General features: G+C 63.7%; 30 protein-coding genes. 15 read left to right on the top strand and 15 right to left on the bottom strand.

The genetic code is table 11. From position 1 onward, the window contains the following. Positions 1–460 precede the first annotated feature (460 nt). A complete protein-coding gene (locus tag AC0L2U_RS18830) occupies positions 461–1,378 on the top strand; it encodes an NADP-dependent oxidoreductase (protein ID WP_473602459.1) in 918 nt (305 codons plus the stop codon). Between the two features lie 34 nt (positions 1,379–1,412). Here AC0L2U_RS18830 and AC0L2U_RS18825 read toward each other — a convergent pair whose 3' ends face one another. Together AC0L2U_RS18825 and AC0L2U_RS18820 are read right to left on the bottom strand one after the other, a co-directional pair. Beyond that, positions 1,413–1,895: a hypothetical protein gene (locus tag AC0L2U_RS18825; protein WP_473602458.1), complete on the bottom strand. Its 483-nt coding sequence runs from the start codon at positions 1,893–1,895 to the stop codon at positions 1,413–1,415. Then, a complete protein-coding gene (locus AC0L2U_RS18820) occupies positions 1,885–2,106 on the bottom strand; it encodes a hypothetical protein (RefSeq protein WP_473602457.1) in 222 nt (73 codons plus the stop codon). Before AC0L2U_RS18820 ends, AC0L2U_RS18825 begins: the two co-directional genes overlap by 11 nt. 226 nt (positions 2,107–2,332) lie before the next feature. Between AC0L2U_RS18820 and AC0L2U_RS18815 the strand changes: the two genes are divergently transcribed. Continuing rightward, positions 2,333–2,773 (top strand): DUF2267 domain-containing protein, encoded by a 441-nt coding sequence (locus AC0L2U_RS18815; RefSeq protein WP_292139579.1) that lies wholly within the window; start codon positions 2,333–2,335, stop codon positions 2,771–2,773. A 50-nt stretch (positions 2,774–2,823) separates the two neighbouring features. Here AC0L2U_RS18815 and AC0L2U_RS18810 read toward each other — a convergent pair whose 3' ends face one another. From AC0L2U_RS18810 to pcaD, 3 genes are all read right to left on the bottom strand, one after another. Further along, positions 2,824–3,039, bottom strand: a complete 216-nt coding sequence (locus AC0L2U_RS18810; protein ID WP_473602456.1) for a hypothetical protein — start codon at positions 3,037–3,039, stop codon at positions 2,824–2,826. A gap of 45 nt (positions 3,040–3,084) precedes the next feature. After that, entirely contained in the window at positions 3,085–3,330 is a 246-nt protein-coding gene (locus AC0L2U_RS18805; protein WP_023809680.1) for a hypothetical protein, read from the bottom strand. Between the two features lie 277 nt (positions 3,331–3,607). Beyond that, positions 3,608–4,399 carry a 3-oxoadipate enol-lactonase gene (gene pcaD, locus AC0L2U_RS18800; protein ID WP_473602455.1) on the bottom strand — a complete coding sequence of 264 codons (792 nt, stop codon included), beginning with the start codon at positions 4,397–4,399 and terminating at the stop codon, positions 3,608–3,610. A 100-nt stretch (positions 4,400–4,499) separates the two neighbouring features. Here pcaD and AC0L2U_RS18795 point away from each other — a divergent pair, with 100 nt between their 5' ends. Continuing rightward, entirely contained in the window at positions 4,500–5,474 is a 975-nt protein-coding gene (locus AC0L2U_RS18795) for a LysR family transcriptional regulator (protein ID WP_473602454.1), read from the top strand. 45 nt (positions 5,475–5,519) lie between these two features. On the opposite strand, the gene AC0L2U_RS18790 is transcribed toward AC0L2U_RS18795, so the two are convergent. Both AC0L2U_RS18790 and AC0L2U_RS18785 read right to left on the bottom strand, forming a co-directional pair. Further along, the gene (locus tag AC0L2U_RS18790; protein ID WP_127396753.1) at positions 5,520–5,834 is read right to left on the bottom strand and encodes a hypothetical protein; all 315 of its coding nucleotides are present in this window, start codon (positions 5,832–5,834) and stop codon (positions 5,520–5,522) included. Positions 5,835–5,967: 133 nt separating this feature from the next. Next, entirely contained in the window at positions 5,968–6,417 is a 450-nt protein-coding gene (locus AC0L2U_RS18785) for a GatB/YqeY domain-containing protein (protein WP_013530126.1), read from the bottom strand. 276 nt (positions 6,418–6,693) lie between these two features. Between AC0L2U_RS18785 and carA the strand changes: the two genes are divergently transcribed. The 3 genes from carA to AC0L2U_RS18770 all read left to right on the top strand — a co-directional run bounded on the left by carA (position 6,694) and on the right by AC0L2U_RS18770 (position 8,622). Next, positions 6,694–7,911, top strand: coding sequence for a glutamine-hydrolyzing carbamoyl-phosphate synthase small subunit (gene carA, locus AC0L2U_RS18780; RefSeq protein ID WP_473602453.1), 1,218 nt, complete (start codon positions 6,694–6,696; stop codon positions 7,909–7,911). Between the two features lie 64 nt (positions 7,912–7,975). Continuing rightward, positions 7,976–8,227, top strand: coding sequence for a type II toxin-antitoxin system RelE family toxin (locus AC0L2U_RS18775; protein WP_023809686.1), 252 nt, complete (start codon positions 7,976–7,978; stop codon positions 8,225–8,227). Between the two features lie 11 nt (positions 8,228–8,238). Beyond that, complete coding sequence (locus tag AC0L2U_RS18770; protein ID WP_127397906.1) at positions 8,239–8,622, top strand: helix-turn-helix domain-containing protein; 384 nt, start codon at positions 8,239–8,241, stop codon at positions 8,620–8,622. A 72-nt stretch (positions 8,623–8,694) separates the two neighbouring features. Here the strand turns inward: AC0L2U_RS18770 and AC0L2U_RS18765 are convergent, their stop codons facing one another. The 3 genes from AC0L2U_RS18765 to ypfJ form a co-directional block, all read right to left on the bottom strand. Further along, entirely contained in the window at positions 8,695–9,612 is a 918-nt protein-coding gene (locus AC0L2U_RS18765) for an aldo/keto reductase (RefSeq protein ID WP_127397908.1), read from the bottom strand. Then, positions 9,609–10,874 (bottom strand): TCR/Tet family MFS transporter, encoded by a 1,266-nt coding sequence (locus AC0L2U_RS18760; RefSeq protein ID WP_292679771.1) that lies wholly within the window; start codon positions 10,872–10,874, stop codon positions 9,609–9,611. Before AC0L2U_RS18760 ends, AC0L2U_RS18765 begins: the two co-directional genes overlap by 4 nt. Positions 10,875–11,029: 155 nt before the next feature. Next, positions 11,030–11,944, bottom strand: a complete 915-nt coding sequence (gene ypfJ, locus AC0L2U_RS18755) for a KPN_02809 family neutral zinc metallopeptidase (protein ID WP_128288915.1) — start codon at positions 11,942–11,944, stop codon at positions 11,030–11,032. Positions 11,945–12,131: 187 nt separating this feature from the next. Between ypfJ and AC0L2U_RS18750 the strand changes: the two genes are divergently transcribed. Next, a complete protein-coding gene (locus tag AC0L2U_RS18750) occupies positions 12,132–14,201 on the top strand; it encodes a hypothetical protein (protein ID WP_245486668.1) in 2,070 nt (689 codons plus the stop codon). A 157-nt stretch (positions 14,202–14,358) separates the two neighbouring features. On the opposite strand, the gene AC0L2U_RS18745 is transcribed toward AC0L2U_RS18750, so the two are convergent. After that, complete coding sequence (locus AC0L2U_RS18745) at positions 14,359–14,547, bottom strand: hypothetical protein (protein WP_127321885.1); 189 nt, start codon at positions 14,545–14,547, stop codon at positions 14,359–14,361. 90 nt (positions 14,548–14,637) lie between these two features. Then, positions 14,638–15,087 carry a manganese-binding transcriptional regulator MntR gene (gene mntR / locus AC0L2U_RS18740; protein ID WP_127271216.1) on the bottom strand — a complete coding sequence of 150 codons (450 nt, stop codon included), beginning with the start codon at positions 15,085–15,087 and terminating at the stop codon, positions 14,638–14,640. Between the two features lie 235 nt (positions 15,088–15,322). Between mntR and AC0L2U_RS18735 the strand changes: the two genes are divergently transcribed. The 3 genes from AC0L2U_RS18735 (at position 15,323) to AC0L2U_RS18725 (ending at position 18,364) form a co-directional block, all read left to right on the top strand. After that, positions 15,323–16,687: an Nramp family divalent metal transporter gene (locus AC0L2U_RS18735; protein ID WP_127809602.1), complete on the top strand. Its 1,365-nt coding sequence runs from the start codon at positions 15,323–15,325 to the stop codon at positions 16,685–16,687. Between the two features lie 81 nt (positions 16,688–16,768). Next, entirely contained in the window at positions 16,769–17,611 is an 843-nt protein-coding gene (locus AC0L2U_RS18730; protein WP_164895679.1) for a protein-L-isoaspartate O-methyltransferase family protein, read from the top strand. Positions 17,612–17,713: 102 nt separating this feature from the next. After that, entirely contained in the window at positions 17,714–18,364 is a 651-nt protein-coding gene (locus AC0L2U_RS18725) for a dihydrofolate reductase family protein (RefSeq protein ID WP_127399421.1), read from the top strand. Between the two features lie 346 nt (positions 18,365–18,710). On the opposite strand, the gene AC0L2U_RS18720 is transcribed toward AC0L2U_RS18725, so the two are convergent. Further along, positions 18,711–19,580, bottom strand: coding sequence for a LysR substrate-binding domain-containing protein (locus AC0L2U_RS18720; protein ID WP_473602536.1), 870 nt, complete (start codon positions 19,578–19,580; stop codon positions 18,711–18,713). Positions 19,581–19,678: 98 nt separating this feature from the next. Here AC0L2U_RS18720 and AC0L2U_RS18715 point away from each other — a divergent pair, with 98 nt between their 5' ends. Next, positions 19,679–20,278, top strand: coding sequence for a LysE family translocator (locus AC0L2U_RS18715; protein WP_127326265.1), 600 nt, complete (start codon positions 19,679–19,681; stop codon positions 20,276–20,278). 173 nt (positions 20,279–20,451) lie between these two features. Here AC0L2U_RS18715 and AC0L2U_RS18710 read toward each other — a convergent pair whose 3' ends face one another. Next, complete coding sequence (locus AC0L2U_RS18710) at positions 20,452–21,246, bottom strand: SDR family NAD(P)-dependent oxidoreductase (RefSeq protein ID WP_128363756.1); 795 nt, start codon at positions 21,244–21,246, stop codon at positions 20,452–20,454. A gap of 206 nt (positions 21,247–21,452) precedes the next feature. Here AC0L2U_RS18710 and AC0L2U_RS18705 point away from each other — a divergent pair, with 206 nt between their 5' ends. Then, entirely contained in the window at positions 21,453–21,908 is a 456-nt protein-coding gene (locus AC0L2U_RS18705; protein WP_292659514.1) for a MarR family winged helix-turn-helix transcriptional regulator, read from the top strand. 24 nt (positions 21,909–21,932) lie between these two features. Here AC0L2U_RS18705 and AC0L2U_RS18700 read toward each other — a convergent pair whose 3' ends face one another. Further along, positions 21,933–23,111, bottom strand: a complete 1,179-nt coding sequence (locus AC0L2U_RS18700) for an MFS transporter (RefSeq protein ID WP_127383298.1) — start codon at positions 23,109–23,111, stop codon at positions 21,933–21,935. 199 nt (positions 23,112–23,310) lie between these two features. Between AC0L2U_RS18700 and AC0L2U_RS18695 the strand changes: the two genes are divergently transcribed. The 3 genes from AC0L2U_RS18695 to AC0L2U_RS18685 all read left to right on the top strand — a co-directional run bounded on the left by AC0L2U_RS18695 (position 23,311) and on the right by AC0L2U_RS18685 (position 25,621). After that, positions 23,311–23,667 (top strand): ArsR/SmtB family transcription factor, encoded by a 357-nt coding sequence (locus AC0L2U_RS18695; protein ID WP_127260980.1) that lies wholly within the window; start codon positions 23,311–23,313, stop codon positions 23,665–23,667. A 76-nt stretch (positions 23,668–23,743) separates the two neighbouring features. Then, entirely contained in the window at positions 23,744–24,508 is a 765-nt protein-coding gene (locus AC0L2U_RS18690) for a metallophosphoesterase family protein (RefSeq protein ID WP_473602451.1), read from the top strand. A 312-nt stretch (positions 24,509–24,820) separates the two neighbouring features. Further along, positions 24,821–25,621 (top strand): SH3 domain-containing protein, encoded by an 801-nt coding sequence (locus AC0L2U_RS18685; RefSeq protein WP_473602450.1) that lies wholly within the window; start codon positions 24,821–24,823, stop codon positions 25,619–25,621. Positions 25,622–25,714 lie beyond the last annotated feature (93 nt).

Below are 25,714 nucleotides of genomic sequence, written 5' to 3'. Positions count from 1 at the left end.
TATGTTCGTCGTGCGAACCGCATTGATCGGCGGCCCTGCGACCCACCATCAATGATTCAATCCGATCTCCAAGGTCAGCGCGCCAGCAGCTTCGGCCCCCGCCTCTCTCCTCGGCGTCGCAACTCAAAACAGCTGTGTGCATAAGGGCCGGATGGATCAGACTGGTTGAATGCTCTGGCCGAGGAGAGAATTTCCGGCACCACGTTCAGCCGATTGCGGTGGTTGGAACCAACGGCCTGCTACCCAGTTAGAAAGCCAGCAAGTCTGGTTGTAGCCTTGCCGCCATGTGAATCAAAACCCGCCGACGCTGTCTACGGCCTAGCAAGAATGGCGACCTTGCAGCGGCGGTGGCCCGCTGGGAAACCGGTGTGCCTGCCTCCGCAACCTGGGCTGCACAGCCGCTGACGACAGCCCAGCAGACCACCGTCGCCGACAGCCAAGCAACAGGAGATATGCCGACATGAAAGCAGCCCGCATCCATGCTTTTGGCGGACCTGAGGTTCTTTCGATCGATCAAGTCCCCTTGCCTCAACCGCTTGACGACGAGGTTGTGCTCAGGGTTCGCGCCGCGAGCGTCAATCCGATCGACTACAAGATCCGCGAAGGTTCGACGAGCGAAACCCTGCCGGTCACGCTCGGGCGCGACGTGTCCGGCACGGTGGAAATATGCGGCACGCGGGCGCATACGTTGAAGAAGGGCGACCCGTTATTTGCGATGCTTGGTCATGACCGCGGCGGCAATGCCGAATATGTCGTGGTCAAGGCGACGGAGGCGGCTGCGAAACCGGATCGTCTAAGCCATGTCGAAGCCGCGGCGGTGCCGCTTGCCGGCATCACTGCATGGCAGGGCCTGTTCGACCATGGCGGCCTCAAATCCGGGCAACGGGTTCTCATCCATGGCGGCGCCGGCGGCGTCGGTCATCTGGCGATCCAGTTCGCCAAGGCCGCGGGCGCGTTCGTCGCGACAACCGTTTCCGCCGAGGACGTGGTTTTCGTCCGTGAGCTCGGCGCCGATCAGACGGTCGACTACAAGAACCAGCGTTTCGAAGAGGTCGTCGATGCGGTCGACCTGGTGTTCGACCTTGTCGCGGGCGACACGCAGGACCGCTCCTGGGATGTGCTCAAGCCAGGCGGAACACTCGTTTCCACTCTTTCCGAACCGTCGCAGGAAAAGGCAAATTTGCGCCGGGCGCGTGGCGTCTCCTATCTGGCCGAACCGAATGCGGCGCATCTTGCCGAGATCGGCCGCCTCATCGAGGCCGGCAAGGTCACCCCCTTCGTGCAAGCCACCTACCCTCTTGGAGAGGTCGCCAAAGCGGAAGAACGGCTGGAAAATGAGCATGTGCGTGGCAAGATCGTGCTTGAGGTTTCCGCCTAGCGAGTTGGTGCTTCTGCCGTCCCTCTGGAACGGGTTATCCGATCCGCGCGTCGCCGTCGCTGTCCGGCACGTTCGGAAACAGCACCTTCAGCTTGTGTTCCGCGCTTGCCCAACTGCGCGTGTGATGTTGCCAGAGGCACCAATTGCTCACCGCAAAGGCTAGAATGCCGACAGTCACGGCGAGACTGACTGTCGAGCCAATGACAACCTTGAGCATCACCCCGGCAAAGACACCGGCGATGGCACCGTTGACGACATTCACCATCCCTGCGGTTCCGGCGAACGCTTGCCAGGGCCTTGGCTTGAGGCCGACATCGGCCAGCAGAGCCGTTTGGTTGTCATGAGTGGAGTGAACCAGGTAGCGCGCCATCGAGGGAGTAAGCTCGGTGTAGTAGTGCCTGATGCGCGCCATGCCACGGGCGTGGATCATGTCTTCGATGGCCACCTGCACAGCCCTGACGAATGTCACCAGCCCGATGAAGTAGAGGCATGGCAACAGGATCAGGCTAAACAGCATGAAAGGGAAGCCCCATCCTTGTCACCTGGGCGACGAAGGCAAGGGCGATCGTGGCGCTGGATACCGAAGTCAGGAACAAATTTGCGCGCTGATTCGCCTCCTGAATCGTCGCCGCCCTGGCGGTCCCCAGCACCAAATGCTCCGTGGTCATCATCTGCAGGAGTTGCTGCCGGTTCTCGCCTTCATCGGTTTTTGTCTTCCTTGCAGGCATCGCAAAAAACCTGTTGCGGGACGCGCTCCCCCACCCAACCAACTCCTCAAAGCCGCCACCCAAGGAACGAACTGCTTCGGAAGGGGTTCCAGCGCAACCAAGAGCCGTTCCGTGATCCCGGAGAAGAGCCGGATCACAGACCGAGCCAATTTTGTCGACAGATAGCGAAACGATTGTCCCCGAGCATCGTTTCGAAACCAGACATGAATTTGATGAGGAGGCGATGATGAGCGCTACCGGTTTGGATGTTTTTGACAGGACGCTGCAGACGACCAACATCTGGCTCGACGAGATCATGGACGATCATGGTCCGGATCGGCGGATTGCATGGCACATATTGGGCGCGGTCTTGCGGACCGTAAGGGACAGGCTGCAGATCGGGCTTGCGGCCAAACTTGGGGCGGAACTGCCGCTCCTGGTGCGCGGCGCTTATTACGAGCACTACCGGCCCGCAGCCGAGCCGGACAAAACGCGCTCCCTTGAAAACTTCTCGCAGCACATCGGCGAGGAATTGAAATCGATCCGCCCCGTCGATCCCGAGGAGGCGGCACGCTCGGTGTTCCGAGTTCTTGCACGGCATGTTGATCTTGGCCAATCGGCCAAGGTGCGCGATGCCCTGCCGAAAGAAATCCAGGCGCTTTGGCCCGAAAGTCTCGGCGTCAAATAGCGACAGCAACGAATCTGACGGCTACTCGGCAGCTGGCGCCCCTGAGGGCGTCAGTCCCGCAAACGGTTGGCGGCATGATCCTGGTGCTGCTCAGTCGCGACCTGCCTGGAGTCCAAACCGCGTTCTTTGGAATGCTGCGCCTTGTCGCGATTGGACAGAACCTGGTTTTCTTCGAGCTTGTCCTTTGGCGTTACGGTCATGGCGCCTGTGCCAGAACCCTTTCCCTGTGAACCTGCTCCGATGTGTTTCTTGCTCCCGCGTGCCATGGGCTGCCTCCAATCTATGACAAATGTTCCAGGATCGGTGCTCATCTAGTCGTCAGGACGATTTTTGTGATGGACGCTTTCCTGATTTTTGCCGCGAAGGATGTTTCGGTCGTCCGGATCGACGAGGTCAGGTGTGTCGGTTCTCATGTCCGATCCTTTGCGCAGCGCTTCGCGTTCCGCCGCTGATCGTTTCAGATCCGCCTCTGAATCGAAATCCTTGCCGGCATTCTTTGTGTTTTCCCGCTCTTCAATGATGCGAATTTGTTGGTCATGGGTTTTGCGTCCAGTCATCGCTTCCTCCGGTGTGTTCGTGTTGGCGCTCGAAAGTCATCGGCCGCCTCTAAGGTCGGGTCACGGCGCTTGCCTGTCCGAGCCGGCTCTCGTGCTGATAATGGCAAGGTGACGGGATCGTTCCGAAGGCGTTGAATAAGCTTTTCGCCAGATGGCTCGGTTCACCGAGGCGCTCACGTTGACCGAGGCCGCCGCCCCGCCTTCTGAACCAGTACGTCCTTTGAACGTTTCGGCGACCGCCGGACTGGTGCCGGACGCCTTTCCGTCGCGCTCCAGCTCAGCGCAGGAAATCGACCACAGCCTGGATGAACTCTGCCGGATATTCGATGTTCGACAGATGGACCGCGGGCAGCACTATCAGCTTCGCGCCGGGCACCGCCGCCGCAATCATCTCACTGTGGCTGGCTGCTGTCACCGTGTCGTGCCGACCGGCGATCACCAGCGTCGGCCGCTGTATCAGTGCTACGGTGCGGCGAAGATCGGCGTCGCGAACCGCTGCGAACAGACCCGCCAGACCTTGCCGGTCGATAGCCAGCAGCATGGTGCGAAACTCTTCGACCACCGGCTCGTTGGCGGCAATTATCGACGCGGGGAACCAGTTGCTCAGGAACGTCTCGGCGGTTTCCGACATGTCCGGCGCCTGCCGCACCGCGGCAATCCGCTCGTCGAAATAGCTTGCCGGCGAGAGATGGGACGAGGTGTTGCTCAGGATCAGCCGGTCGATCCGCTCGGGCGCGTGGATGCCGAGCCACTGCGCGACGAACCCGCCGAGCGACAGGCCAAGGAAATGTACGCGTTGTAGGTCGAGCGCATCGAGCAACTCGATGACGTCGCGGCCAAGCCGGTCGAGCGAGTAGGCGCCGACCGGAACGCTCGATCCGCCATGGCCGCGAAAGTCGTAGCGCAGGACACGGAAATGCTTCGACAATTCGCCGATCTGCCTGTCCCACATGTGCAGCGTGGTGCCGATGGAATTCGACAGCACCAGCACCGGCTTGCTTGCCTCGCCATCGAAGCGGTAGGCGATGCGCGTGCCGTCGCCCGTGGTGACGAAATTAAGCTCATTCATGATGAGATTCCTTCTGGAACGTTGAACGAGACAGAGCCTAGCCGTGGAGCGATTTTGTTGATATTACAAAGATAGGACAATCTCTGTAATAAAAACTGACATGGCCGAATTCACCCTGCACGACCTGCAATGCTTCGATGCGGTGGTCCGCACCGGCGGTTTTCAGCCTGCGGCGGCCATGCTGTATCGCTCGCACCCGGCGGTGTTCGCCGCCGTCGCCAAGCTGGAACGACAGCTCGGCCTTATCCTTTTGGACCGCAACGGCTATCGCGTGCGTCCGACCGAGGCCGGGCTTTCGTTCCACCGCCGAGCGCTATCGCTGCTGCGCGAGTTGGACGGTTTGCGCGTCCATGCCGCCCAGTTGGCGATGGGTGAGGAAAGCGAGATCCACGTGGTGATAGGCGACCTGTGCCCGCGCCCGCATGTGCTGGGCATGCTCGGGCGGTTCTTCGCACAGTGCCCCGGCACGCGCCTGCATCTGCATTTTGAAGCGGTGGGCGGCCCATGGGAGCGTCTATTCGATGACGAAGCCGATCTGATCCTGCACTGGGTCGACAAGGGCGATGCGCGGGTGGAATGGGTCGATCTGTGCAAGGTGTCCTTCATTCCCGTGGTGGCGCCGGGCTTTCTGCCCGGGCGTATCGAGCAGCCGATCACTCTGGACCAGATGCAGGCACTCACCCAATGCGTCATGCGCGACAGCGCCCGCCATTCGCCACAACAAAACTATTCGCTGATCGAAGGCGCGCCGCAATGCCTCGTCGCGGACCAGGGCATGAAGAAGGAGATCATCCTGCAGGGCCTTGGCTGGGGCCACCTACCCCGCTTCCTGATCGAGGAAGAACTGCATGACGGGCGCCTGCAATCCATTGCCGGCCGCCATCTGCCGGGCCGCACCGACGAACTGGTGGTGGCGCGGCGCCGCGACCGACCGCATGGGCCGATCGCCAACCGGCTGTGGGATCATATCCAGCAGGAAGCCCCGACATTGCGCCGTGCATTGGAGCCGACGGGGCCCGCCGGACAGACACCCACCAACCAGTCGCGAAAGGCGCAAGTGGCAACCGGTCGCTGATGACCGGCCGTGCAATGCCAGGACCTCTCGGGTCCCGTCCAGCGATCACTTCTTGACATACGCTCCAGGCTGGCGGCCGCTCTTCGGAGCCTTGGCGTCCTTTGAACGCTCCGCGATAGCGGGGCCGGCGCCGGACGTCTTTTCGGTTGCGGCGCTCGGCGTGACTTGCCTTGGCGGGTTTTGTCCCTCCGATTGGCGGGTTCGGTCTTCCACTTCGCCCATCCGGCGGGTGAGCCCGATGCCGCCGACGGGCTTCTTGTTGGCGGCCGCATCCTGGGAGAATTCATCGGAAGCGTCGGCATCGGTCTTTGCCGGATATTTCGTCGCACCGGTTTCATAGCGGGTTTCGTTCTCAGTCATGACATCTCTCCAGTTGCATGACGGATAAACATCTCAGCGGTATCCGAGTTCCAACTCCTGGACTTCGATTCCGGACGGATCTGGGTTCCGGGAGCGCCCGGTCGGCCACGCAAGCGACGAGATGAGCAGCATCCTACTGCAGCAGGCCCTTGACGATGCCGCTCGCCTTGCCGAAATCCATCTGGCCGGCATATTTCTGCTTCAGCGCGGCAATCACCTTGCCCATGTCCTTCTGGCTGGCCGCACCGGTCGCGGCGATCGCCTCGCGCGCCGCAGCCGTCACCGCCGCATCGTCCAACTGCGTCGGCAGAAAGGTGCGGATGATCTCCATCTCGCCACGCTCCTGCGCAGCCAGTTCCGGCCGCTTGCCGTCGTCGAAGGCTTTGGCCGATTCCTCGCGCTGTTTCACCATCTTGGCCAGGATCTGCAGGATCTCCTCGTCGCTGGCCGGCTCCTTGCCCGAACCGCGATTGGCAATGTCGCGGTCGTGAATGGCGGCCTGGATCAGCCGCAATGTCGGCAGCCGGTGCTTGTCCTGCGCCTTCATCGCGCTCTTCAGGGATTCGGCGATTTTGCCGCGCATGGTGCATTCTCCTTCGATCGGCGCGGACAATAGCGCCAGGCGCAAGCCAAGGCAAACCCTGATATGCCGGGGCAAGCCACTGATTTTGCTAGGCGAAATAAAACATGGCGGCATTTCGCATGATCATTGACCGCCCTGCCCCCTTCCCCTATGTACTGGGCCTTGCATGAACGGAAATTTGACTGCGTGGGAGCCGCGAAATCGCCGCTTCGCGCCGTTTGCCGCGCAGATGGCCCGCCGGGCCGGTTGCAGCGCGCGGCCTGATAGGAGTGCCGCATGGCCGAGATGACGCCCACCTTGACCCCCGCTTGGGCCACTGAAAAGCCGACCGCCCTTCTGGTGCTGGCCGACGGCACCGTCATCGAAGGTCGCGGCCTCGGCGCCACCGGCTCCGCCGTCGCCGAAGTCTGCTTCAACACGGCGCTGACCGGCTACCAGGAAATCCTCACAGACCCTTCCTATGCCGGCCAGATCGTCACCTTCACCTTCCCGCATATCGGCAACATCGGCACCAATGACGAGGACATCGAGGACCTCAATCCCGCCGCCCGCGCCGGTGCCGTCGGCGCCGTGTTCAAGGCCGATGTCACCAACCCTTCCAACTATCGCGCCGGCACCGGTCTCGACCAATGGCTGAAGAAGCGCGGCATCGTCGCCCTGTCGGGCATCGACACGCGCGCTCTGACCGCGCTGATCCGCGAAAAGGGCATGCCCAACGCCGTGATCGCGCACGCGCCCGACGGCGTGTTCGATCTCGACGATCTGAAGCGGTGCGCCGCCGCATGGTCGGGCCTGATCGGCCTCGACCTCGCCAAGGATGTCACCTCGGGCCAGTCCTCGGTCTGGCGCGAGACGCCCTGGGTGTGGAACGAAGGCTTTGGCGAACAGACCGAACCGACAATGCATGTCGTCGCCATCGATTATGGCGTCAAACGTAACATATTGCGCCTGCTCGCCGGCCTCGGCGCCAAGGTCACGGTGGTGCCGGCCAAGACCGGCGCCGAAGAAATCCTTGCCATGCAGCCGGACGGCATTTTTCTCTCCAATGGCCCCGGCGACCCGGAAGCCACCGGTGATTATGCCGTGCCGGTCATCCGGGATCTGTTGAAGACCGACATCCCCGTGTTCGGCATCTGCCTCGGCCACCAGATGCTGGCACTGGCGCTGGGCGGCAAGACCGCCAAGATGCACCAGGGCCATCACGGCGCCAACCATCCGGTCAAGGATCACACCACCGGCAAGGTCGAGATCGTCTCGATGAACCACGGCTTTGCCGTCGATGCCGACTCGCTGCCATCGGGCGTCGAGGAAACCCACGTCTCGCTGTTCGACGGTTCGAACTGCGGCATCACGCTGACCGGCCGGCCGGTGTTCTCGGTCCAGCATCACCCGGAGGCTTCGCCCGGCCCGCAGGACTCGCATTATCTGTTCCGTCGCTTCGTCAATCTAATCCGCGAGAAGCGCGGCGAGGAATTGCTGGCCGAACGGGCTTGATCCTTTAGAATGCTGTTAGCGATATCGCTTAACACAAAGCGATAAATGTGCGATATTGCTTGTTGTGAAGACGATCATCCTTTCGGTATCGGCGGCTCGCGATCTCGATAACCTGCCGGCGGATGTCCGCGAGCAGGTTTCCGAGGGTTTGATCACTTACGCCGTCAGCGGTCGTGGAGATGTAAAGCGTCTTGCCGGCCGGAACGGTTATAGACTGCGTATCGGCCGCTATCGCGTCATATTCGACGAAGACCGCACCACGATTCTCGCGATCTACATCGGCAAGCGTGAAACGACGACCTATAGCAGGCCATAGGACAGGACATCATGAACGCCCCGCAAATCATCAAGACCTCAACCGGCGAAGAACTGGTCGTCATCCCGAAGGCCGACTACGAGGCATTGCTGCATGCCGCTGAAGAAGCCGTGGAAGATGCTGCGGATGTGGCGATCTACGATGAACGGAAGGCCGAGCTCAAAACGGAAAAGCCCCTGCCCGCTGCCGTGACGATGGATATCCTGCGGGGCTCGAGCCGGCTCAAAGCGCTGCGCAATTGGCGCAACCTGACCCAAGCCGATTTGGCGACTGCCATTGGTGTCAGCCAGGGTTTCCTGTCGGACCTCGAATCCAATCGTCGCAAACCATCGCCGCAGACCAGTGCCATGCTGGCAAAGACGCTGGATATCCCCGGCGAATGGATCGAACCCTAGAGCAATCCCAGGAAAAGTGTGAAACGGTTTCCCGTCCGGGAATTGCGACAAACAAAGAATCTAGTTCTCATCCTACGCCACCGGCCGGCCTTCACTGGCTTCCAGGACGGCGAACCATTGCTGGCGGTCGAGCCCGATATCAAGCGCCTTGACCATGGCGGCCAGCCGTTCCGGCTTCATCGAACCCAGCACCGGCACCAATCGGGCCGGGTGGCGCAGCAGCCAGGCGATGGCGACTGCGGCAAGATCGCCGGCACCGATTTCCGCTGCCACCTCGGCAAGCGCTGCCCGCACCCGCGCCTCGCGCCCCTCCTTGCCGGTGAACAGCGAGCCGCCCCCGAGCGGCGACCAGATCATCGGCGCATAGGCAAGGCGCTGCGCGTGGTCGAGGCTGCCGTCGGTCAGCGCTGATGTCTTCAGCACCGACATCTCGATCTGGTTGGTGGCGAGCGCGAACGGCATTCGCGAGGCCAGCAGATCGAACTGCGACGGCGTGAAATTGGAGACGCCGACCGCCCTCACCTTACCGGCTTTGACCAGGCCGGCCAGTGCCGGCGCCGTCTCATCGGCATCCATCAACGGGTCCGGCCGATGCAGCAGCAACAGGTCGAGATAGTCGGTGCCGAGATTGGCGAGCGAGCGGTCGACCGAGGCCGCGATATGAGTGGCGCTGGTATCGTAGTGCTTCAGCCGGTTGTCCGGCCGGTTTGGCGATTTCTTCATGATGTCGCATTTCGAGATCAGTTCGATGCTGTCGCGCTTGCCTTTCCAGCGCGCCAGCCCGGCGCCGAAGGCCGCTTCAACCTCATAGTGCCCATAGATGTCGGCATGATCAAAGCTGGTCAGTCCGAGATCGACGGCGGTGCCGATCAGCCGTGCGACCTGATCGGCATCCGGGCGGGCGGCGCTGTCGAGCAGACGCGAGGCGCCGAAGACCAACCGCGACAGCGACAGTCCGTCCCGAGTCAGCGCAATGCGGCTGTGACTCACACCTGCGCTCCATCTTCGGCGGCGCCGGCGGTGACATTTGCGCGCGCCGCGGGCCTCGCCACCTTGGTGACGAAGACGATGACCGCCAGCGTCAGAAAACATGCGCCGACCAGATAGGGCGCACCGCCGAAGGTCACCGGCGCGCTTGGCCCGGTGAACCAGGAAAAGATCGCCGTATAGAGCAGCGGCGTGATGATCGAGGTGATCGAGAAGATCGAGGTCATCGCGCCCTGCAACTCGCCCTGCGCCGAAGGCGGCACCTTGGCGGCGGCGAGGCTCCTCAGCGGCGGATCGGCCAGTGCTTCCAGACAGCCGACGACGATCACCGCATAGATCATCCAGCCTTGCGACGCGAAGGCATAGCCGAAAGCGCTGGCTGCCGTGAATGTCAGGCCGATGACCGCCGTCTTCCACTCGCCAAGCCTCGGGATCACGCGCGGCAGCACCGTCGCCATGACGATCGCACCGCACAGGCCGAAGGCGCCGAGCGAGAAGCCGATCTGCTGCTCGCTCCAGCCATAGCGGTAGCTGGAGACGAACGACCAGACCGCCGGATACATCATGTGTCCGAGCGTCATCAGGAAGAAGACAAGCCCGATCCAGCCGATGCCTTGATATTGGCGCATCTGCAGCAGCGTGCCGACCGGGTTGGCGCGTTTCCACTCGAAGCGGCGGCGATGCTTGTCATCGAGCGTTTCCGGGAGGAAAAACAACGCAATGAGGAAATTCACGAAGGCGAGCCCGGCGGCGAAATAGAATGGCACGCGCGGCCCGAACGTGCCGAGCAGCCCGCCCAGAACCGGCCCGATGACGAAGCCGACGCCAAACGCGATACCGAGCAGGCCGAAATTCTTTGCCCGGTTCTCATCGTTCGAGATATCCGCGATGAAGGCTGAAGTCGTCGAATAGCTGGCGCCTGAAATGCCGGCCAGCACACGCCCGATGAACAGCATCGGGTAGGACCAGGCGACCGCGCAGATCAGATTGTCGATGGAGAAGGTCAGCACCGAGGCGAGCAGGATCGGGCGGCGTCCGAACCGGTCGCTCAAGCCGCCCATGATCGGCGCGAAGACGAACTGCATCGCCGCATAGACGAAGAACAGCCAGCCGCCTTCGATCGCCGCACCGCTGATGCTGACCCCGGTCAATTCCCGGAGATAGGCCGGCAGCACCGGCATGATCATGCCGAAGCCGATAATGTCGAGCAGCAGCGTTGTGAAGACGAGCGCAAGGCCCCGTCTGGCGGTTTTGGGGTCGATCATGCAGGATCAAGCTCCTCTGCTCGCCCTCAGGCGCAGGCGGACGCACTTATAGGCGAGCCCGCGGCAAGGAACAATAAGGGAACAATCCGGATGCGTTCATCCTGACAGCCCCTGACGGCAACATCGCCGGCAGGTGAAGCTCGAAAACGGCCTGGTCAGATCGGCCCACTCAGCGTGTTGCACTCCGACAGCTTGCCGCTCTTGTAACCACGCGCCAGCCAGGTCTGCCGCTGCTGCGAGGTGCCGTGGTTGAAGCTTTCCGGCACGACATAGCCTTGCGTCTTCTTCTGCAGCGTGTCGTCGCCGATCTGCTTGGCGGCGTTCAGCGCGCTCTCCATGTCGCCCTGCTCCAATATGCCTTTCTGCCCGGTGTAATGCGCCCACACGCCGGCAAAGCAGTCGGCCTGAAGCTCGATTCGCACCGACATCTGGTTGGCTTCGACCTCACCCATGCTTTGCCGCATCTGGTTGAACTTGGACATGATGCCGGTCAGGTTCTGCACGTGGTGGCCGACCTCATGCGCAATCACATAGGCGCGGGCGAATTCGCCCGAGGCGCCGAACTGCTGGTCGAGCTGCTGGAAGAAGGTCATGTCGAGATAGACCTTGTGGTCGCCGGGACAATAGAACGGTCCGGCCGCCGCTGAAGCGAAGCCGCAGGCCGAGCGGACCTGGCCGGAAAACAGCACCAGCTTCGGATCCTCGTAGGTCAGGCCTTGAGATTTGAAGATGCCGGACCAGGTGTCCTCGGTCTCGGCCAGCACGGTCGCCACGAACTGCTTCATCTCGTCATTGGCAGGTGTGGCACCGCTGTCCTGGCCGCTGTTGTCGGTGATCTGACCGCCGCCGCCCGGCGCCAGTCCGCCGCCGCCGCCACCCAGGATCGTCGACGGATCGAAGCCGAAATACCATCCGGCCAGCACCACCAGGATGACGAGGAAGATGCTGCCGCCGCCACCGGTGCGACCGCCGATCGGAATGCGGAACTGGCCACCGCCGCCGCCGAGCCCGCCACCGCCGCTGCGGTCGTCCTCGATATTGTCACTCTGACGACGGCCTCTCCAGAGCATGGCAACTCCTCGCGCTGCAAACTTCCCCGTTGTTGCGGGGCTCGACCCAACAAACAACTATCTCAATGGTTGCTCCAAGTCACAGCATTTTTCCAGACCGCGGCGGTTCTGGCATGACGGCCTCACCGCTCTGGCCGAGAGTGCGCAAGGCCTGTAGCATTGCTCGTGGATGGGGGATGTATTGGGCTTGAAGACGATCGGTTCGTTCCTGTCGCTGATTGCGGCGTTGTTTTGCCTCGGCACGCCGGTAGCCGGCGCGGTGACGCTCGATTCCAGCGTTGCCGTCACCGACCCCGCCACCTTGCAGGCATTGGAGCGTGGCGGACTGTCGATCAGCCGCCTGCTGGGGCCAGCGCTCGGCCTGACCCGCGAGGTCGACAATCGCGGTCTGTTCTCGGTACCGGCTTTGGCGACGGTGCGCGACACAGTCAAGCAGCAGATCGCCGACGAGCCGAAGACCAGTCCGGACCCCTATGTCGCCGACATGGCCAGATCAAAGGACACCAGCCAGAAATTCAATCCAAAATACATCGACGACGACGGCTCGACGCTGGACCTCACCGGCGTCGTCAACCGCATGGACCGCGGCTATCTCGGCCACACTGAATGCGGCGAGATCCGGCTGATCTATCGCTTCCACTATTCGATTGCTGAAAAGCCGGTGAAGGGAAAGGGAGGCCAGCGCATTTCCTCGCGGCTGCCGCTGACCATGAGCCTGGTGTTCAACGCCAAACCCAGGCAGGCACAAGCGCGCGCCTCCAAGGACCTGCCAAGCGCCACCGACGGGTCCTGCGCCGATGTTGCCCAGCGCTGGCTGGCAGCCGGAAAGAAAGACCTGCCACCCGACCAGCTTGCCGCCTGGCTGCGCTCCGACGAGGGGCCGCTGTCGGGCGCCATGCTCAAGTCGTCGCAGATCATGCGACTCGAACTCAACATGCAGGTGCTGCGCCTGTCTGCCTCGACGCGGCGCGATTTCGGCGGTCATGCCGAATACCTCCTGAAGATCTTCAAATGGGATCCGGCGACGTCCAGCTTCTATGAAGCGAAGATGGAAAACCAGATCGACCGCGCCACCGTGCTGGCCGACAAGCCGTCTTTCGCCAAATGGCTGCTCACCGACCGCAACATCTACGACCTCGACCATGGCCGGCTGGTCATCGATGAAAAATTCCTGGCCAGGAGCGCCGTCTCCGTCGCACCCGGCGGCCTCAGCCGGTCGCAGAACAACATCGTCTACGGGCTGGTCGACGACGCCGACATCGACAAGGCGCTGAAGGACTACGTCGCCAGGGGCAATACGCTCGCCACCATCAAGTCGGCGGCCGGCTTCAAATTGCGGCTCAACGAGATGAGCTGCACCGGTTGCCATCAGACGCATGGCATTGCCGGCTTTCATTACACCGGCGCCGATCCGGCCAGCGAGCCGCGCCGCAACGCCGTCTTCGTGCCGGGCTCGGCTGTGTTCTTCGCCGACCTGCCGCGCCGCCGCGCCATCGTCGAGCAGTTCGCCGCCGGCAGTCACCCGGACTTTACGCGCGGCTTCGCCGCCCGTCCGGACGCCAGATATGCCGAGGCGCTGAAAGGCACCGACCTCTACAATGGCTGGGGCTCGATCTGCTATCGCGGCGAGGACCCAAGTTTCAAGGACTGGACCTGCGGCACCGGCCTGCGCTGCGCTGGCGTCCATGAAAGCGCCATCCATCCGGGCTTCGGCACCTGCGTCAGCGAGGCCGGCACGGCCGTCGGCGACCCGGTCGAGTTCGGCGAGATCAAGATGTCGACCTGGGGCAACGACCAGTATTGCCGCCTCTCCCCGGCCACCGCCAAGGCCTGCGCCATCGACCCGGCGCGGGACAAGAAGCCGCCGGTCAAGCTCGCCGGCTATGGCGCGGCGCGCCAGCGCTACGACAATCCGCAGCAGAAGACCGGCGGCTTTCCCGGTGGCATGCTGCGCAAGGCGAGCTGCGACAAGCTTCCCGGCGAGGCGACGTGCGGACGTCTGGCCAAGACCGGCTTCAACGACTGCATCGCGTCGGGCAAGGACCACAAATTCTGCACGAAGGAATTCACCAAGACCGCCGGCCTGCGCGCCTGCGACAAGGCGCATCCCTGCCGCGAGGACTATATCTGCACCGCAGGCTATGACGATCTGGTGCAGGCAAAAGCCGGCAAAGGCACCTGCATCCCGCCCTATTTCATCTTCCAGTTCCGCGTCGACGGCCACCCGCGCAGCTGGGTGCAGGATGTCAGGGAGTGAGGGAACGGTTTGCCGCAGGCAAATTGAAAGGTCCACTGGACCTTTCAAAAGGCTCGAACGCCCGCAGCCATAGCGGAGGGCGATAGACACTGCCGCAAGAAAGGACGTAAACCACGTCCAACAGCGGCCTTGGCCTGCAGCCAATCACGTCAGACGCCTAATCTTCCTGTTTGGCGCCGGCGCTCTTGCCGTCAGAGCTCTTCGACCGTTCCTCGAAACGCGCCGCGCCCTTTTTAAGCGGACGGCCGGTTTCCGCCTCGGTCTTGCGCTCGTCCCTCGCCGCCGCCTGTTTCAGTCCCGCGGCCGCCTGCTTGCCCTTTGCGGTCGGTGCTTGTTCGATGCCCATCGCTTCCTCCGTTCGCGCGACAAAACGCGCGCTGTCGGGAGCAACGTGCCCGGCGTGCGACGGTTCCGGCAGCGCCGGAAATCTGGCGGCTCAGCGCGCCGTCATCGCCTTGCGGAAAGCTTCCAGCGTCTCGGCGCTGACATGGTGCTCGATGCCTTCGGCGTCGATGCGCGCCGTCTCGGCGCTGACACCAAGCGAGCGCAAAAAGGCTTCCACCGTCTGATGGCGGATGCGGCTTTGCTCCGCGACCTTGCGGCCGGCATCGGTCAGGAACACGCCGCGATAGGGCTTTCTCGACACCAGGCCGTCGGCGCACAGCCTGGTCAGCATCTTGGCCACTGTCGGCTGGGCGACGCCCAGGCGTGCGGCGATGTCCACCTGGCGCGCCTCGTTGCCGTCTTCGATCAGGTCGGCGATCAGCTCGACATAATCCTCGACCAGCGCGCTGCGGCGCGCTTCGCGCTGCTGCCGGAAGCCCTCCGAATGAATTTCGGCGTCAAGCAGCGGCTCGCGCGGGACCGGTCTGTTCTTCAGCGCCAATACGCGCTCCTCCCAGGACTATTTGCCATCCATGCTTTCATAGCACGGGCTCTGATTCTTCAGGCCGTTTATTTGCATTGCGCCACAGGTGCAACCAGCGCTTCCGATTGCCGTTTCCACCCGATGACCGCCGGCCGGATGAAAAGCAACGACAATGAAATATAGCATATTGCATAATGTTGAGCCATGGCATAGCTTAGGGAACATCGCCCAGTCTCCCGGAAAGCCCTCCCCCATGTCCGAAGCCGAAGCCACAGCCTCCCGTTCCTCATGGCGGTTCGCCAGGCCCGACGAGGACGAGCAGCCCAGCCTGCGTGAAGTCAATTCCTCCATCGCCGTTCCGAGTTCGGGGGTCTGGTTCCGCCGCCTGTTCGCCTTCATGGGTCCCGGTTACATGGTCTCGGTCGGCTATATGGATCCGGGCAACTGGGCGACCGATCTCGCCGGCGGCGCGCAGTTCGGCTACACGCTGCTGTTCATCATCATGCTGTCCAACCTGATGGCGATCCTGCTGCAGGCGTTGGCGGCACGGCTCGGCATCGCCACCGGCCGCGACCTCGCCCAGGCCTGCCGCGCCTACTATCCCCGTCCGGTCAATTTCGTGCTGTGGATCGCCTGCGAACTGGCCATCATCGCCTGCGACCTGGCCGAAGTCATCGGCACCGCGATCGCGCTGCAACTCCTGTTCGGCATTCCGCTTATCAGCGGCGCCATGCTGACGGCGCTCGACGCCTTCCTCGTGCTGCTGCTGATGAACAAGGGCTTCCGCTATCTCGAAGCTTTCGTCATCGCGCTGCTGATCATCATCTTCAGCTGCTTCGCCATCCAGATCTTTGTCGCCGCCCCGCCGGCAGGCTCGATCCTGCATGCCATGTTCGTGCCGTCGTCGCAGATCGTCACCAACCCGGAGATGCTCTACATCGCCATCGGCATCATCGGCGCCACCGTCATGCCGCATAATCTCTATCTGCACTCCTCTATCGTGCAGACCCGTGCCTATGAGCGCACCGACAAAGGCAAGCGCGACGCCATCAAATGGGCAACGACGGACTCGACCATCGCCCTGATGCTGGCGCTGTTCGTCAATGCCGCCATCCTGATCGTGTCGGCGGTCGCCTTCCACAACACCGGCCACCAGGATGTCGCCGAGATCGGCCAGGCATTCGAGCTGCTGTCGCCGCTGCTTGGCTTGAGCATCGCCTCGATCCTGTTCGCGGTGGCGCTGCTGGCGTCCGGCCTGAACTCGACGGTGACGGCAACGCTTGCCGGCCAGATCGTCATGGAGGGTTTCCTGCGCCTGCGCATCCCCAACTGGGCACGCCGGCTCTTGACGCGCGGCCTCGCCATCATCCCGGTGGTGGTCGTCACCGCGCTCTATGGCGAAAAGGGCACCGGCCAGTTGCTGGTGTTCAGCCAGGTGATCCTGTCGATGCAGTTGCCTTTCGCGGTCGTCCCGCTGGTGCAGTTCGTCTCCGACAAAAAGAAGATGGGCAATCTCGCCATTCCGCGCGGCGTCGCCGCCCTTGCCTGGGTAGTCGCCGCGGTGATCCTGGGGCTCAACTTCAAGCTGCTCTACGACACCATCTTCGGCATCGGCTAAGCTCCGCTTCGAAAATCAACTACCGTGCGCAAAGGGTAGTCTCGCGACAAATCGACAATCCGCGCTATGTTGTCCCGCAGCATGGCCGGGATCGAAGACATCAGGAAATTCTACGCGCGGCTGCTGGTCGCCCATGCCGGCTCGCCCGATCCACGCCTGGAAGCGGCTTTCGCCGAGGTGCCGCGCGAAGCGTTTCTCGGTCCCGGTCCGTGGACGGTCATCGCCGGCAACGGCAAGGTCACGACGCCGAGCGCCGACCCGGCCCATGTCTACCAGAACGTGCTGGTGACGCTCGACGACGACAAGGGCATCAACAATGGCGAGCCCTTCCTGCATGCCATGTGGATCGGAAAGCTTGCGGCTAAACCTGGCGAGGCCGTCACTCATATCGGCGCCGGCACCGGCTACTACACCGCCGTGCTGGCCAGGCTGGTTTTACCAGGCGGCACCGTCACCGGCTTCGAACTCGACGAAAAGCTGGCCGATCTGGCGCGCAAAAATCTCGAAGCATATGGCAATGCAACGGTCGTCCATGGCGATGCGGTGACGACGCCCCTGCCGCCATCCGACATCATCTACGTCAATGCTGGCGTCGCAGCGCCACCAGCAGGGTGGCTGAAGGCGCTGCGGCCCGGCGGCCGCATGATCTTCCCCTGGCGCCCGGCCGAGCGCGTCCCGCTGGCGGTGATGGTGATCCGCACCGAAAAAGGCTTCGCCTGCGATCCGTTCATGCGATCGTGGTTCATTCCCTGCGTCGGCGCCTCGCTCGCAGACTCAGCGTCGAGGATCCCGACCCGCGAGCAGGCCGCGCGCAGCCGCTCGATCTGGCTGGTGCAGGACAGGGCGCCGGACGACACCGCCACCGCCATATCGGGCGATGTCTGGTTCTCGTCGGAAGATCTCCACCCCGGGCCTCGCAAATGATGGTGGTTCGCCAAAATTTATATGTCGGACTGGTGGCTCGTCGCCCGTCCTTGGGCTGAAGTCCGGCCACGACGGCGTGGACAGAAGAACGGGAGCACTGGAATGAGAAAGATCATCTCGGCGACATTCGTCAGCCTAGACGGCGTCATGCAGGCGCCCGGCGGCCCGCAAGAGGATCCGGTCGGCGGCTTCAAGTTCGGCGGCTGGACCTTCCATTACTTCGACGAGGCGGGGAGCGCAGCCATGGATGAACTGTTCTCCAAGCCTTTCGCCCTGCTGCTCGGCCGCAGAACCTACGACATCTTCGCCGCCTACTGGCCGTATCAGAAAGATTCGATCGCGGATGCCTTCAACCCCGCGACCAAATATGTGGCGACGCATCGGCCTGACACCCTCACCTGGCAGAACACGCAATCGCTCGGGCCTGATATCGTTGCGGAGTTGCGCCGTCTCAAGCAGGAGGATGGCCCTGACCTGCTCATCCAGGGATCCGGCGATCTGATCCAGACCTTGCTCGCCAACGGGCTGATCGACGAAATTCGGCTGATGATCTTCCCGCTGTTGCTGGGCAAGGGCAAGCGGCTGTTCGGCGACAGCGCGATGCCGGCCGCCTTCAAGCTCATCAAGTCGCAGGCAACCAGCACAGGCGTCATCATGGCGACCTACGAACGATCAGGCGAGATCAAGGTCGGCTCGTTTGTCACAGGGGAGCCATCCGAGGCCGAGCTCGAACGGCGCAAGAACTGGAAGTAGCAGGACCTGGGTTCCTCGCCCCACGATGAAAGATCGACCCCCACTCCGTCTCGGCTTCGCCGAGCCACCTCTCCCCCGATCGACGGGGTAGAGGAAAGGCGCGAGCTTTAGAAAGGTTGGCTCCCTTCCTCTCCCTCCGGAGGGGGGAGAGGTGGCGCTGCGAAGCAGCGACGGAGTGGGGGAAGCCGCTCGTCAATCGCGCCGCCGCCGCAAGACAGGCATACCCGACCAGCAAGAAAACTGTCACCCATGCTATCGGTCCATTCTGTTACCTATCTATCCGGTTCGGACAACTCGACACCTCTCCCCCGATCGACGGGGGAGAGGAACCCAAGTTCTGCCTGGCTCAAGCAGCCACCGGCCGCCGCGCCAGCCCGTCGCGGATATGTCGCGCGAATTCCTGCGCCGCCGGCCCGACACCGTGCCTCGGCAGATGCAGGTTGATGGCAAAATTCGGCAGCGGCGGCAGGCCGGACTCCGATGGCAGTATGTCCAGATCGGCCGGCACGGTGGAGGCCAGCCAGGTGGTGACGGCAAGGTCCGACCGCACCGTCGCGGTCGTCGCGTCGATGTTGCCGTTTTCGAACACGGTGCGCCACTCCAGCCCATGCTCACCGAGCGCCGCCAGCACCGCCGGACGGAAGGCGCAGGTATCGGCGACGATCGAGACCGGCAGCGGCCGCTTGGCGCGGGCAATGCCGCCCTTGGCACCGACCCAGACCAGCCGATCGATGGCAAGGCACTCACCGGCCGACGGGCCGACGCGTTCCTCGATCACCGCAAGGTCGATGGTCCCGGCCGCAAGGGCAGCCGTCAGTTCCGGCGACGAGGCGCAGACCAGCGATATCTCGATCTGCGGATAGGTCTCGGCATAGGTCTTCAGCACCGGCGCCAGCAAGGTGCCGACAAGGTCGTAGGGCACGCCCAGCCGCACCTGGCCGGCCACCGATGTCCCAGCCATCTCAGCCCAGATCTCGTCATTCAAGGCCAGCAACCGCTTGCCCCTGCCGAACAGCTGTTCACCGGTGCGCGTCAGCCGCAAGCCGCGCCGGTCGCGCGTAAACAGGCTGGAGCCGAGCGCCTCCTCCAGCCGCTTGACCTGCTGGCTGACAGCACCTTGCGTCAGGTGCAGCGCATTGGCCGCCGCCGTCATGCTGGCCTTGTCGGCGACGGTGATGAAGGTGCGGATCAGCGCCATGTCGAGATTTCGGATCATGGGTGGCATTATCTATCCTAATGCTGACCATGGCAAACATTGCATTTACTGAAGTTCGCACGCAGCTACGATCGCAGCCCTCTGACAGAGGACGCCGCATGCTCGAGCCCATTCTCCCGCTCATCCTTTTTGCCATCGTCGCCACCACCACGCCCGGCATCGCCACGACCCTGTCTACGGCGTCCGGCGCGCAGTTCGGCTTTCGCCGTTCCGTGCCCCTGCTGGTCGGCAGCGCCGCCGGCCTCGCCACCGTCACGGGTGCCGCTGCCGCCGGGCTTGCCGGTCTGCTGCTTGCCGTGCCTTCGCTGCAACTGGCCATGAAGGTCATCGGCTCGCTCTATCTCCTCTGGCTGGCGATCAAGATCGGCCGCAGCGGACCGCCCAATCTGGATGTGAGCATGGCCAGGCCGAACAGCTTTCTGGGCGGCGCCGGCATTCAATGGATGAACCCGAAAGGCTGGGCGATGGGACTGGGCGCCGCGGCTTCGTTCGCGGCATTGGCCAGCGGACCGGTGCAGCTTGCGCTGCTGCTCGGCGCCACCTTCGGCCTCGCGGCCGCCGCCTCGCTTTCACTGTGGTGCGTGGCCGGCATGGTGCTGGCGCGGCTGCTCAAGACCGAATGGCAATGGCGCGCGCTCAACATCGTGCTGGCACTGGTGCTGGCCGCCTCGATCATTCCGATGTGGCGGACGGCCTGAGTTGGACGCAAGGCCCCCTCACCCAGCCTCCGCTTCGCTCGGCTGACCTCTCCCCTCGGGGAGAGGAGATTGTCAGCGCCGGCGCCGGTCTCTTCTCCCCAGCGGGGAGAAGGTGGCCGCGAAGCGGCCGGATGATGGGCCTTTTGGTTCGTAAAGCGAACCAGCCTAAACCCTCAAGCCGCGTAGCGGGCCGCCGGCTTGTCGGCGTGCAGGCTGCCGTAGAAGGCCTGCCGGGCACCGAGGAAAATGTCCAGTTTGGCCGGCTCGGCGAGCGCCGGCACGGTGACGGCTTCACCCCTGGCAAGGCCGACAAGGGCCGCATCCACCATATCGTCGGCGCTCATGATGATTTCCTTCGGAAGCTGGTCGATATCGCTGCCGGCAAGCTCCCAGAAATCCGTCCGTGTCGCGCCCGGCAGCACCACCTGCACCTTCACCTCCGTACCCTCCACCTCGCGGTGCAGAGCCTCGGTGAAGTTGACGACATAGGCCTTGGTGCCGCTGTAGATGCCGCCGAACGAGGTCTCATAGGCGAGCACGGAGGCGATGTTGACGACCGCACCTCTGTTGCGCGCCAAAAACCCCGGCAGCACGGCACGGGTCAGCCGCGTCAGGGCGATGACATTGACCTTGATCATGCGTTCGGCAGCGTCCGCATCGGCGATTGCCACCACGGACTGGCCGCCAAGGCCGGCATTGTTGACCAGCAGCGTCACGCTGTCGTCGCTGGCGATCGCCTGTTCGACGCGGCGGACGTCGCCGTCGTTGGAAAGGTCGGCGCTGATCACGCTGACCTTGCGGCCATAGGTCTGGCGCAGCTTCCCGGCCAGTTCCTCCAGCCGGTCGGCGCGCCGCGCCACCAGCACCAGATCGTAGCCCTGCCCCGCCAGCCGGTCGGCATAGACCGCGCCGATGCCCGACGAAGCACCGGTGACGACCGCCGTGCCCTTGTTGCCCTGTCCACTCATTGTCCTGTTCCTTCTTCGACTGATCTGGTTCGTTTCGACTGACCCGGCGCCGTGGCATCTGCCGCGCTACCGAAAGCCGCGTGATTGATTTAGTGGCATATACCACTAATTGGGAAGTAGGCATATGCCACTATCTTGTCAATGATACGGACGGGGATTATTTGAGGGGTGCAGCCGGGCCTCATTCGCCGGCGCCAAGGACCATCATGTCAAAGGACAGCTTGCCCGGCCTCACGCTCTGCAACAACGCCGCGCTGCGCCGCGCGACGCGCAAGCTCGGCAAGTTTTATGATGATGTGGTGGAGCCATCAGGCCTCAAGGCGACGCAGCAGGGCCTGCTCTACCAGATCCATATCGGCGAGGAGCCGGCGATGGGGGCCATCGCCACGTCGCTGATCATGGACCTGTCGGCGCTCGGCCATACACTGAAGCCACTGATCCGCGACGGCTATGTCGAGACCTTCGCCGATCCGGACGACCGCCGCGTCAAGCGTGTGCGGCTGACGCCGCAGGGGCTGGCCAAGCTCGAGGCGGCGATGAAACTGTGGCAGATCGCCCAGCAGCGTTTCGAGGATGTCGTCGGCAGGGACAAGGCTGAAAAGCTGCGCGCGGCGCTGGATGACATCGCCGCGCTGGATTTTGATCTGCCGCCGGCCCGCTGAGCCGGCCAACGGCTTTCAAAGAGATTACTCGGCAGGCATCTCTACAGGCCGAGCCGCCCGGCGGCCGGCCACCACGATGCCAAGCCCGATGATCGGGAAGATCGCGGCGACCAGGCCAAGATCGGCCGGCGCGCCGTAGCGCAGCACGGCGCCACCGACCACGGCGCCCAGCGCCACGCCGAGATAGAGCGCCGAGGCGTTGAGCGACAGCACGATCGGGGCGGCGTCGGGCGCCAGCTTGATGATGCGGCTGGCCTGCGCCGGCGGGAAGGCCCAGCCGACGATGCCCCACGGCACCATCATCGCCATCAGCGCCGGTCCGGCAATATGCGGCGGCAGAAAGGTCGGGATGACCGACAGCAAGACCAGCATGCCGGCACTCAGCGCCAACGACCAGCCGACGGTGCGGGTCGCGCCGAACCGGTCGGCAGCCTGGCCGCCGCCAATGTTGCCGATGACGGCGCCGACGCCGAAGGCGAGCAGCATGCCGGGCAGCGCGATCTGGCTGAGACCGCCGCCCTCGATGGCAAGCGGCGCGACATAGGCAAAGACGGTGAAGGCGCCGATCAGCGCCAGCACTGTCGTCAACAGGATCGGCATCACGCCGGGACGCAGCGCTGCCGCCAGCCTGCGCTTCAAGGGCAGCCTGGTGCCAACGATGCCCCGCGGCAGCCGGTACCAAAGGATCGCGCCGGCAAGCGCGCCAAGGCCGGCGATGGCAAAAAAGGTTCCGCGCCAGCCGGCAACGGTGGCAACGAGCGCGCCCAGTGGCGCACCCAGGGCAACGGCCACCGTGGTGCCGCCGACGACGACGGCGATGGCACGCGCCCGGTGATGGTCATCGACCAGCGCCACCGCGGTGCCTTGCGCGGTTGCGGCGAACAGGCCCGACGACAGCGCCATGACGATGCGCGCGATCAGCAGCAGTTCGAAGGAGGAACTCAAGGCAGCGGCGACGTTGCCGAGCACGAAGAACACCAGCGTCCACAGGATGACGCGGCGCCGGTCCCACTCGCCTGTCAGCGTCGCCAGGATCGGCGTGCCGATCGCATAGGCGAGCGCAAAGGCGGTGATCAGCGTGCCGGCCAGCGGAATGGAGATACCGGCATCCGCCGCGATGTCGGGCAGAAGGCTGGAGATGACGAAGCCTTCGGTCGAGATCGTGAACGATCCGAGCGCGAGCCAGAAAAGGCGCTTGTCCATGGCGGGATGTCCTTAGTTCAAAAGTTATTGAACAATTGGACATAATAGGGCATCATGTCAATGAAGCCAGGGAAAAATAGCTGAACCTTCCTGACAGCCCTGTGTCAGCACAGGTCGGCGCCAGATGGAGAAAGGTCGCGTGCGGGGCAACAATGATGGATGCGTTGAAATCGGACCCGACTGTGCTTAGTTTCGAGCCATGACCTTGCCACACCCCAATACGGACCAGATCAGCCTGCCGATCGTGCTTGGCGTGCTCGGCGATCCGACCCGGCTCGCCATCGTGCGCTATCTCGCCAGCAAGCAAGGCGTGCCGCTGAACTGCAGCCAGTTCCTCGATTTCGGCTCGAAGACCAATCTGAGCTACCACCTGGCCAAACTGCGCGAGGCCGGCGTCACCCGCGCCGAAGTGGTCGGCACCAACCGCATGATCACACTGCGCCGCGCCGATCTCGACGCCCGCTTCCCCGGCCTGCTCGACAGCGTCATCGCCGCCGCCGGCGACGATCCGGCACTGCCGGCGGTCGGCGGCCACGACATCGAAATCCACGCCTGACCTTGCAGAACTTGGGTTCCTCGCCCCACGGACGTGGGCAAAAGGAAAAGCGGCGTCACACAGGAGCCTTCCGAAAATGCGCATCGCCGTACTCGCCGATATCCACGGCAATGTGCTGGCGCTCGACGCCGTGCTTGATGACCTTCGCCGGCGCGGCGGCGCCGACCTGACCGTCAATCTCGGTGACAGCGTTTCCGGCCCGCTCTGGCCGCGCGAGACGTTTGCGCGGTTGGAGGCGCTGAACCTGCCGACGGTGCGCGGCAACCACGACCGCCGTGTCGCCGCCGACCCCGCTGATGACACCATGTGGCCCTCCGACGTCTATGCGCAGGAGCGGCTGACCGAGGCACAGCGCCAGGTGCTTTTCGCCCAACCGCTGACACTGGAGATCGCACCCGCAATCATCGCTTTCCACGCCCGTCCCGACCATGACGAGAAATATCTCGCCGATACCATCGTCAATGGCCAGCTGGTGCGTGCGCCGTTGGCGGCGATCCGGCGGCGGCTGAAGACGCTCGACCCGGCTTGCCGCATCGCGCTGTGCGGCCACAGCCACCGCGCGGAACTGATCCGCGTCCCCGATGGTCCCGTCATCTTCAATCCGGGCAGCATCGGCTGCCCTGCCTATGACGATTCCACGCCGCCGGCGCATGTCTCCGAGCAGGGCTCGCCGTATGCGCGCTACGGCATCGTCACCTTGGGCAGCAACGGCCAGCCCGACCGCTTCGAGGCCATCGCCGTCGACTACGACCACGAGGCGGCCGCCAGGCAAGCCGAACAGGCGGGCCGGCCGGAATGGGCTCACGCGCTCAGAACAGGGTTCATGCCCCTGCCCGGCTGAACGCTCTTGCGTTCATGCCCGGCTGAACGCTCTTGCGCGTTCATGCCCGTCCAGCTGAGCTGCCTCACGGCCCGGCGGTCCGGGTTGAGGCTGGCGAAACGGCGAGCCGAATTTTCGGGCTTACATGGCGCCGCGTCGTCCCTTATAAAACCGGCCGGGCTTGCGGCGGGCTCGATCCGCCGCGGCACGGTATCAGCGCACGGCCAAACGATGAGGCGCACAGTTACGCTCCGAACAACCCTCCATGCGCTGATTGCGGCTCCGCTGTTGATGACGGCATGGCCGGTGATTGCCCCCGCTATGGCTGAAGATATGGCCCAAGAGGCGCCGGAGCTCGTCATCTCAGTCGTCACCGGCCTGGCACCGGATGACCTTCTCAAAGTCCGCACCACCGCATCGCCGGTCGCCACGGTCGAGGCGCGGCTGAGCAGCGGCGACATGGTCACCAATCTCGGCTGCAACGACATCAACGGCTACAAATGGTGTAAGGTCGAAAGCACGGGCAAGGAGAAGCTGAGCGGCTGGGCGCCGGCGCGCTATCTCATCCCCCTCAATCCGGCCCCCTATGTCGAAGGTGAGACAAGACCGGCCGATGCGCCGGTGGTTGCCTCCACCGGCAGCGCCAATGAGACCGGGCAGGCCTCGGCGCCGGATCAATCCCACGCCACCGGCTCGGCCAACAGCGCGCCGGTCCCGCCGCCCGACCTGACAGCGCGGCTTGGCGGCGCCGGTCCGGCAGCCGAAAGCACGCCAAAATCCGCCGCCGAAATCGGCCGCGCCGCCATGCAGGATGCGTACGTACTGGCGCTGGCGGCGCCCGACGTCCCGCCCGCTTCCGCCCCCGGCGCCAGCGAAATTCCTTGCGCTCGCTATGTCGGCGAGCCGATGACGCGTTGCGGGATCAATGTCGTGCGCAAGGGCAGCGACAATGTGGACGTCACGATCACCTGGCCCGACGGGGGCACGCGCGTCATCGCCTTCGACGCCGGCCGGCCGGCCAGCTCCGACGCGCCCAGCAATTTCCGCTTCACTCGGGAGGGCAGCCTCAACATGATCCGCATCGGCGAGGCCGAGCGGTTTGAGATCACGGATACGCTGGTGTCGGGGAATTAGAATTTATGGGAGTAAGGGAGTAGGGGAATAAGGGAGTATGTTTGGAATGCCCTCGAACCCACCCTACTCCCCTACTCCCCTACTCCCCTACTC

The organism is Mesorhizobium sp. WSM4808, assembly GCF_055811675.1.
The sequence above is the reverse complement of the archived record's forward strand: the minus strand, read 5'-3'. Positions and strand labels throughout refer to the sequence as shown.

What these genes read in the sequence shown, in the direction of transcription:
- AC0L2U_RS18720 (WP_473602536.1), bottom strand. Translation starts at nt 19,580, where the DNA reads ATGATCCGAAATCTCGACATGGCGCTGATCCGCACCTTCATCACCGTC.
- AC0L2U_RS18785 (WP_013530126.1), bottom strand. Translation starts at nt 6,417, where the DNA reads ATGCGCGGCAAAATCGCCGAATCCCTGAAGAGCGCGATGAAGGCGCAG.
- pcaD (WP_473602455.1), bottom strand. Translation starts at nt 4,399, where the DNA reads ATGAATGAGCTTAATTTCGTCACCACGGGCGACGGCACGCGCATCGCC.
- AC0L2U_RS18815 (WP_292139579.1), top strand. Translation starts at nt 2,333, where the DNA reads ATGAGCGCTACCGGTTTGGATGTTTTTGACAGGACGCTGCAGACGACC.
- AC0L2U_RS18685 (WP_473602450.1), top strand. Translation starts at nt 24,821, where the DNA reads ATGGCCCAAGAGGCGCCGGAGCTCGTCATCTCAGTCGTCACCGGCCTG.
- AC0L2U_RS18795 (WP_473602454.1), top strand. Translation starts at nt 4,500, where the DNA reads ATGGCCGAATTCACCCTGCACGACCTGCAATGCTTCGATGCGGTGGTC.
- ypfJ (WP_128288915.1), bottom strand. Translation starts at nt 11,944, where the DNA reads ATGCTCTGGAGAGGCCGTCGTCAGAGTGACAATATCGAGGACGACCGC.
- AC0L2U_RS18705 (WP_292659514.1), top strand. Translation starts at nt 21,453, where the DNA reads ATGTCAAAGGACAGCTTGCCCGGCCTCACGCTCTGCAACAACGCCGCG.
- AC0L2U_RS18825 (WP_473602458.1), bottom strand. Translation starts at nt 1,895, where the DNA reads ATGCTGTTTAGCCTGATCCTGTTGCCATGCCTCTACTTCATCGGGCTG.
- AC0L2U_RS18725 (WP_127399421.1), top strand. Translation starts at nt 17,714, where the DNA reads ATGAGAAAGATCATCTCGGCGACATTCGTCAGCCTAGACGGCGTCATG.
- AC0L2U_RS18690 (WP_473602451.1), top strand. Translation starts at nt 23,744, where the DNA reads ATGCGCATCGCCGTACTCGCCGATATCCACGGCAATGTGCTGGCGCTC.
- AC0L2U_RS18810 (WP_473602456.1), bottom strand. Translation starts at nt 3,039, where the DNA reads ATGGCACGCGGGAGCAAGAAACACATCGGAGCAGGTTCACAGGGAAAG.
- carA (WP_473602453.1), top strand. Translation starts at nt 6,694, where the DNA reads ATGGCCGAGATGACGCCCACCTTGACCCCCGCTTGGGCCACTGAAAAG.
- AC0L2U_RS18770 (WP_127397906.1), top strand. Translation starts at nt 8,239, where the DNA reads ATGAACGCCCCGCAAATCATCAAGACCTCAACCGGCGAAGAACTGGTC.
- AC0L2U_RS18730 (WP_164895679.1), top strand. Translation starts at nt 16,769, where the DNA reads ATGGCCGGGATCGAAGACATCAGGAAATTCTACGCGCGGCTGCTGGTC.
- AC0L2U_RS18745 (WP_127321885.1), bottom strand. Translation starts at nt 14,547, where the DNA reads ATGGGCATCGAACAAGCACCGACCGCAAAGGGCAAGCAGGCGGCCGCG.
- AC0L2U_RS18805 (WP_023809680.1), bottom strand. Translation starts at nt 3,330, where the DNA reads ATGACTGGACGCAAAACCCATGACCAACAAATTCGCATCATTGAAGAG.
- AC0L2U_RS18715 (WP_127326265.1), top strand. Translation starts at nt 19,679, where the DNA reads ATGCTCGAGCCCATTCTCCCGCTCATCCTTTTTGCCATCGTCGCCACC.
- AC0L2U_RS18790 (WP_127396753.1), bottom strand. Translation starts at nt 5,834, where the DNA reads ATGACTGAGAACGAAACCCGCTATGAAACCGGTGCGACGAAATATCCG.
- AC0L2U_RS18695 (WP_127260980.1), top strand. Translation starts at nt 23,311, where the DNA reads ATGACCTTGCCACACCCCAATACGGACCAGATCAGCCTGCCGATCGTG.
- AC0L2U_RS18710 (WP_128363756.1), bottom strand. Translation starts at nt 21,246, where the DNA reads ATGAGTGGACAGGGCAACAAGGGCACGGCGGTCGTCACCGGTGCTTCG.
- AC0L2U_RS18700 (WP_127383298.1), bottom strand. Translation starts at nt 23,111, where the DNA reads ATGGACAAGCGCCTTTTCTGGCTCGCGCTCGGATCGTTCACGATCTCG.
- AC0L2U_RS18830 (WP_473602459.1), top strand. Translation starts at nt 461, where the DNA reads ATGAAAGCAGCCCGCATCCATGCTTTTGGCGGACCTGAGGTTCTTTCG.
- AC0L2U_RS18735 (WP_127809602.1), top strand. Translation starts at nt 15,323, where the DNA reads ATGTCCGAAGCCGAAGCCACAGCCTCCCGTTCCTCATGGCGGTTCGCC.
- AC0L2U_RS18760 (WP_292679771.1), bottom strand. Translation starts at nt 10,874, where the DNA reads ATGATCGACCCCAAAACCGCCAGACGGGGCCTTGCGCTCGTCTTCACA.
- AC0L2U_RS18820 (WP_473602457.1), bottom strand. Translation starts at nt 2,106, where the DNA reads ATGCCTGCAAGGAAGACAAAAACCGATGAAGGCGAGAACCGGCAGCAA.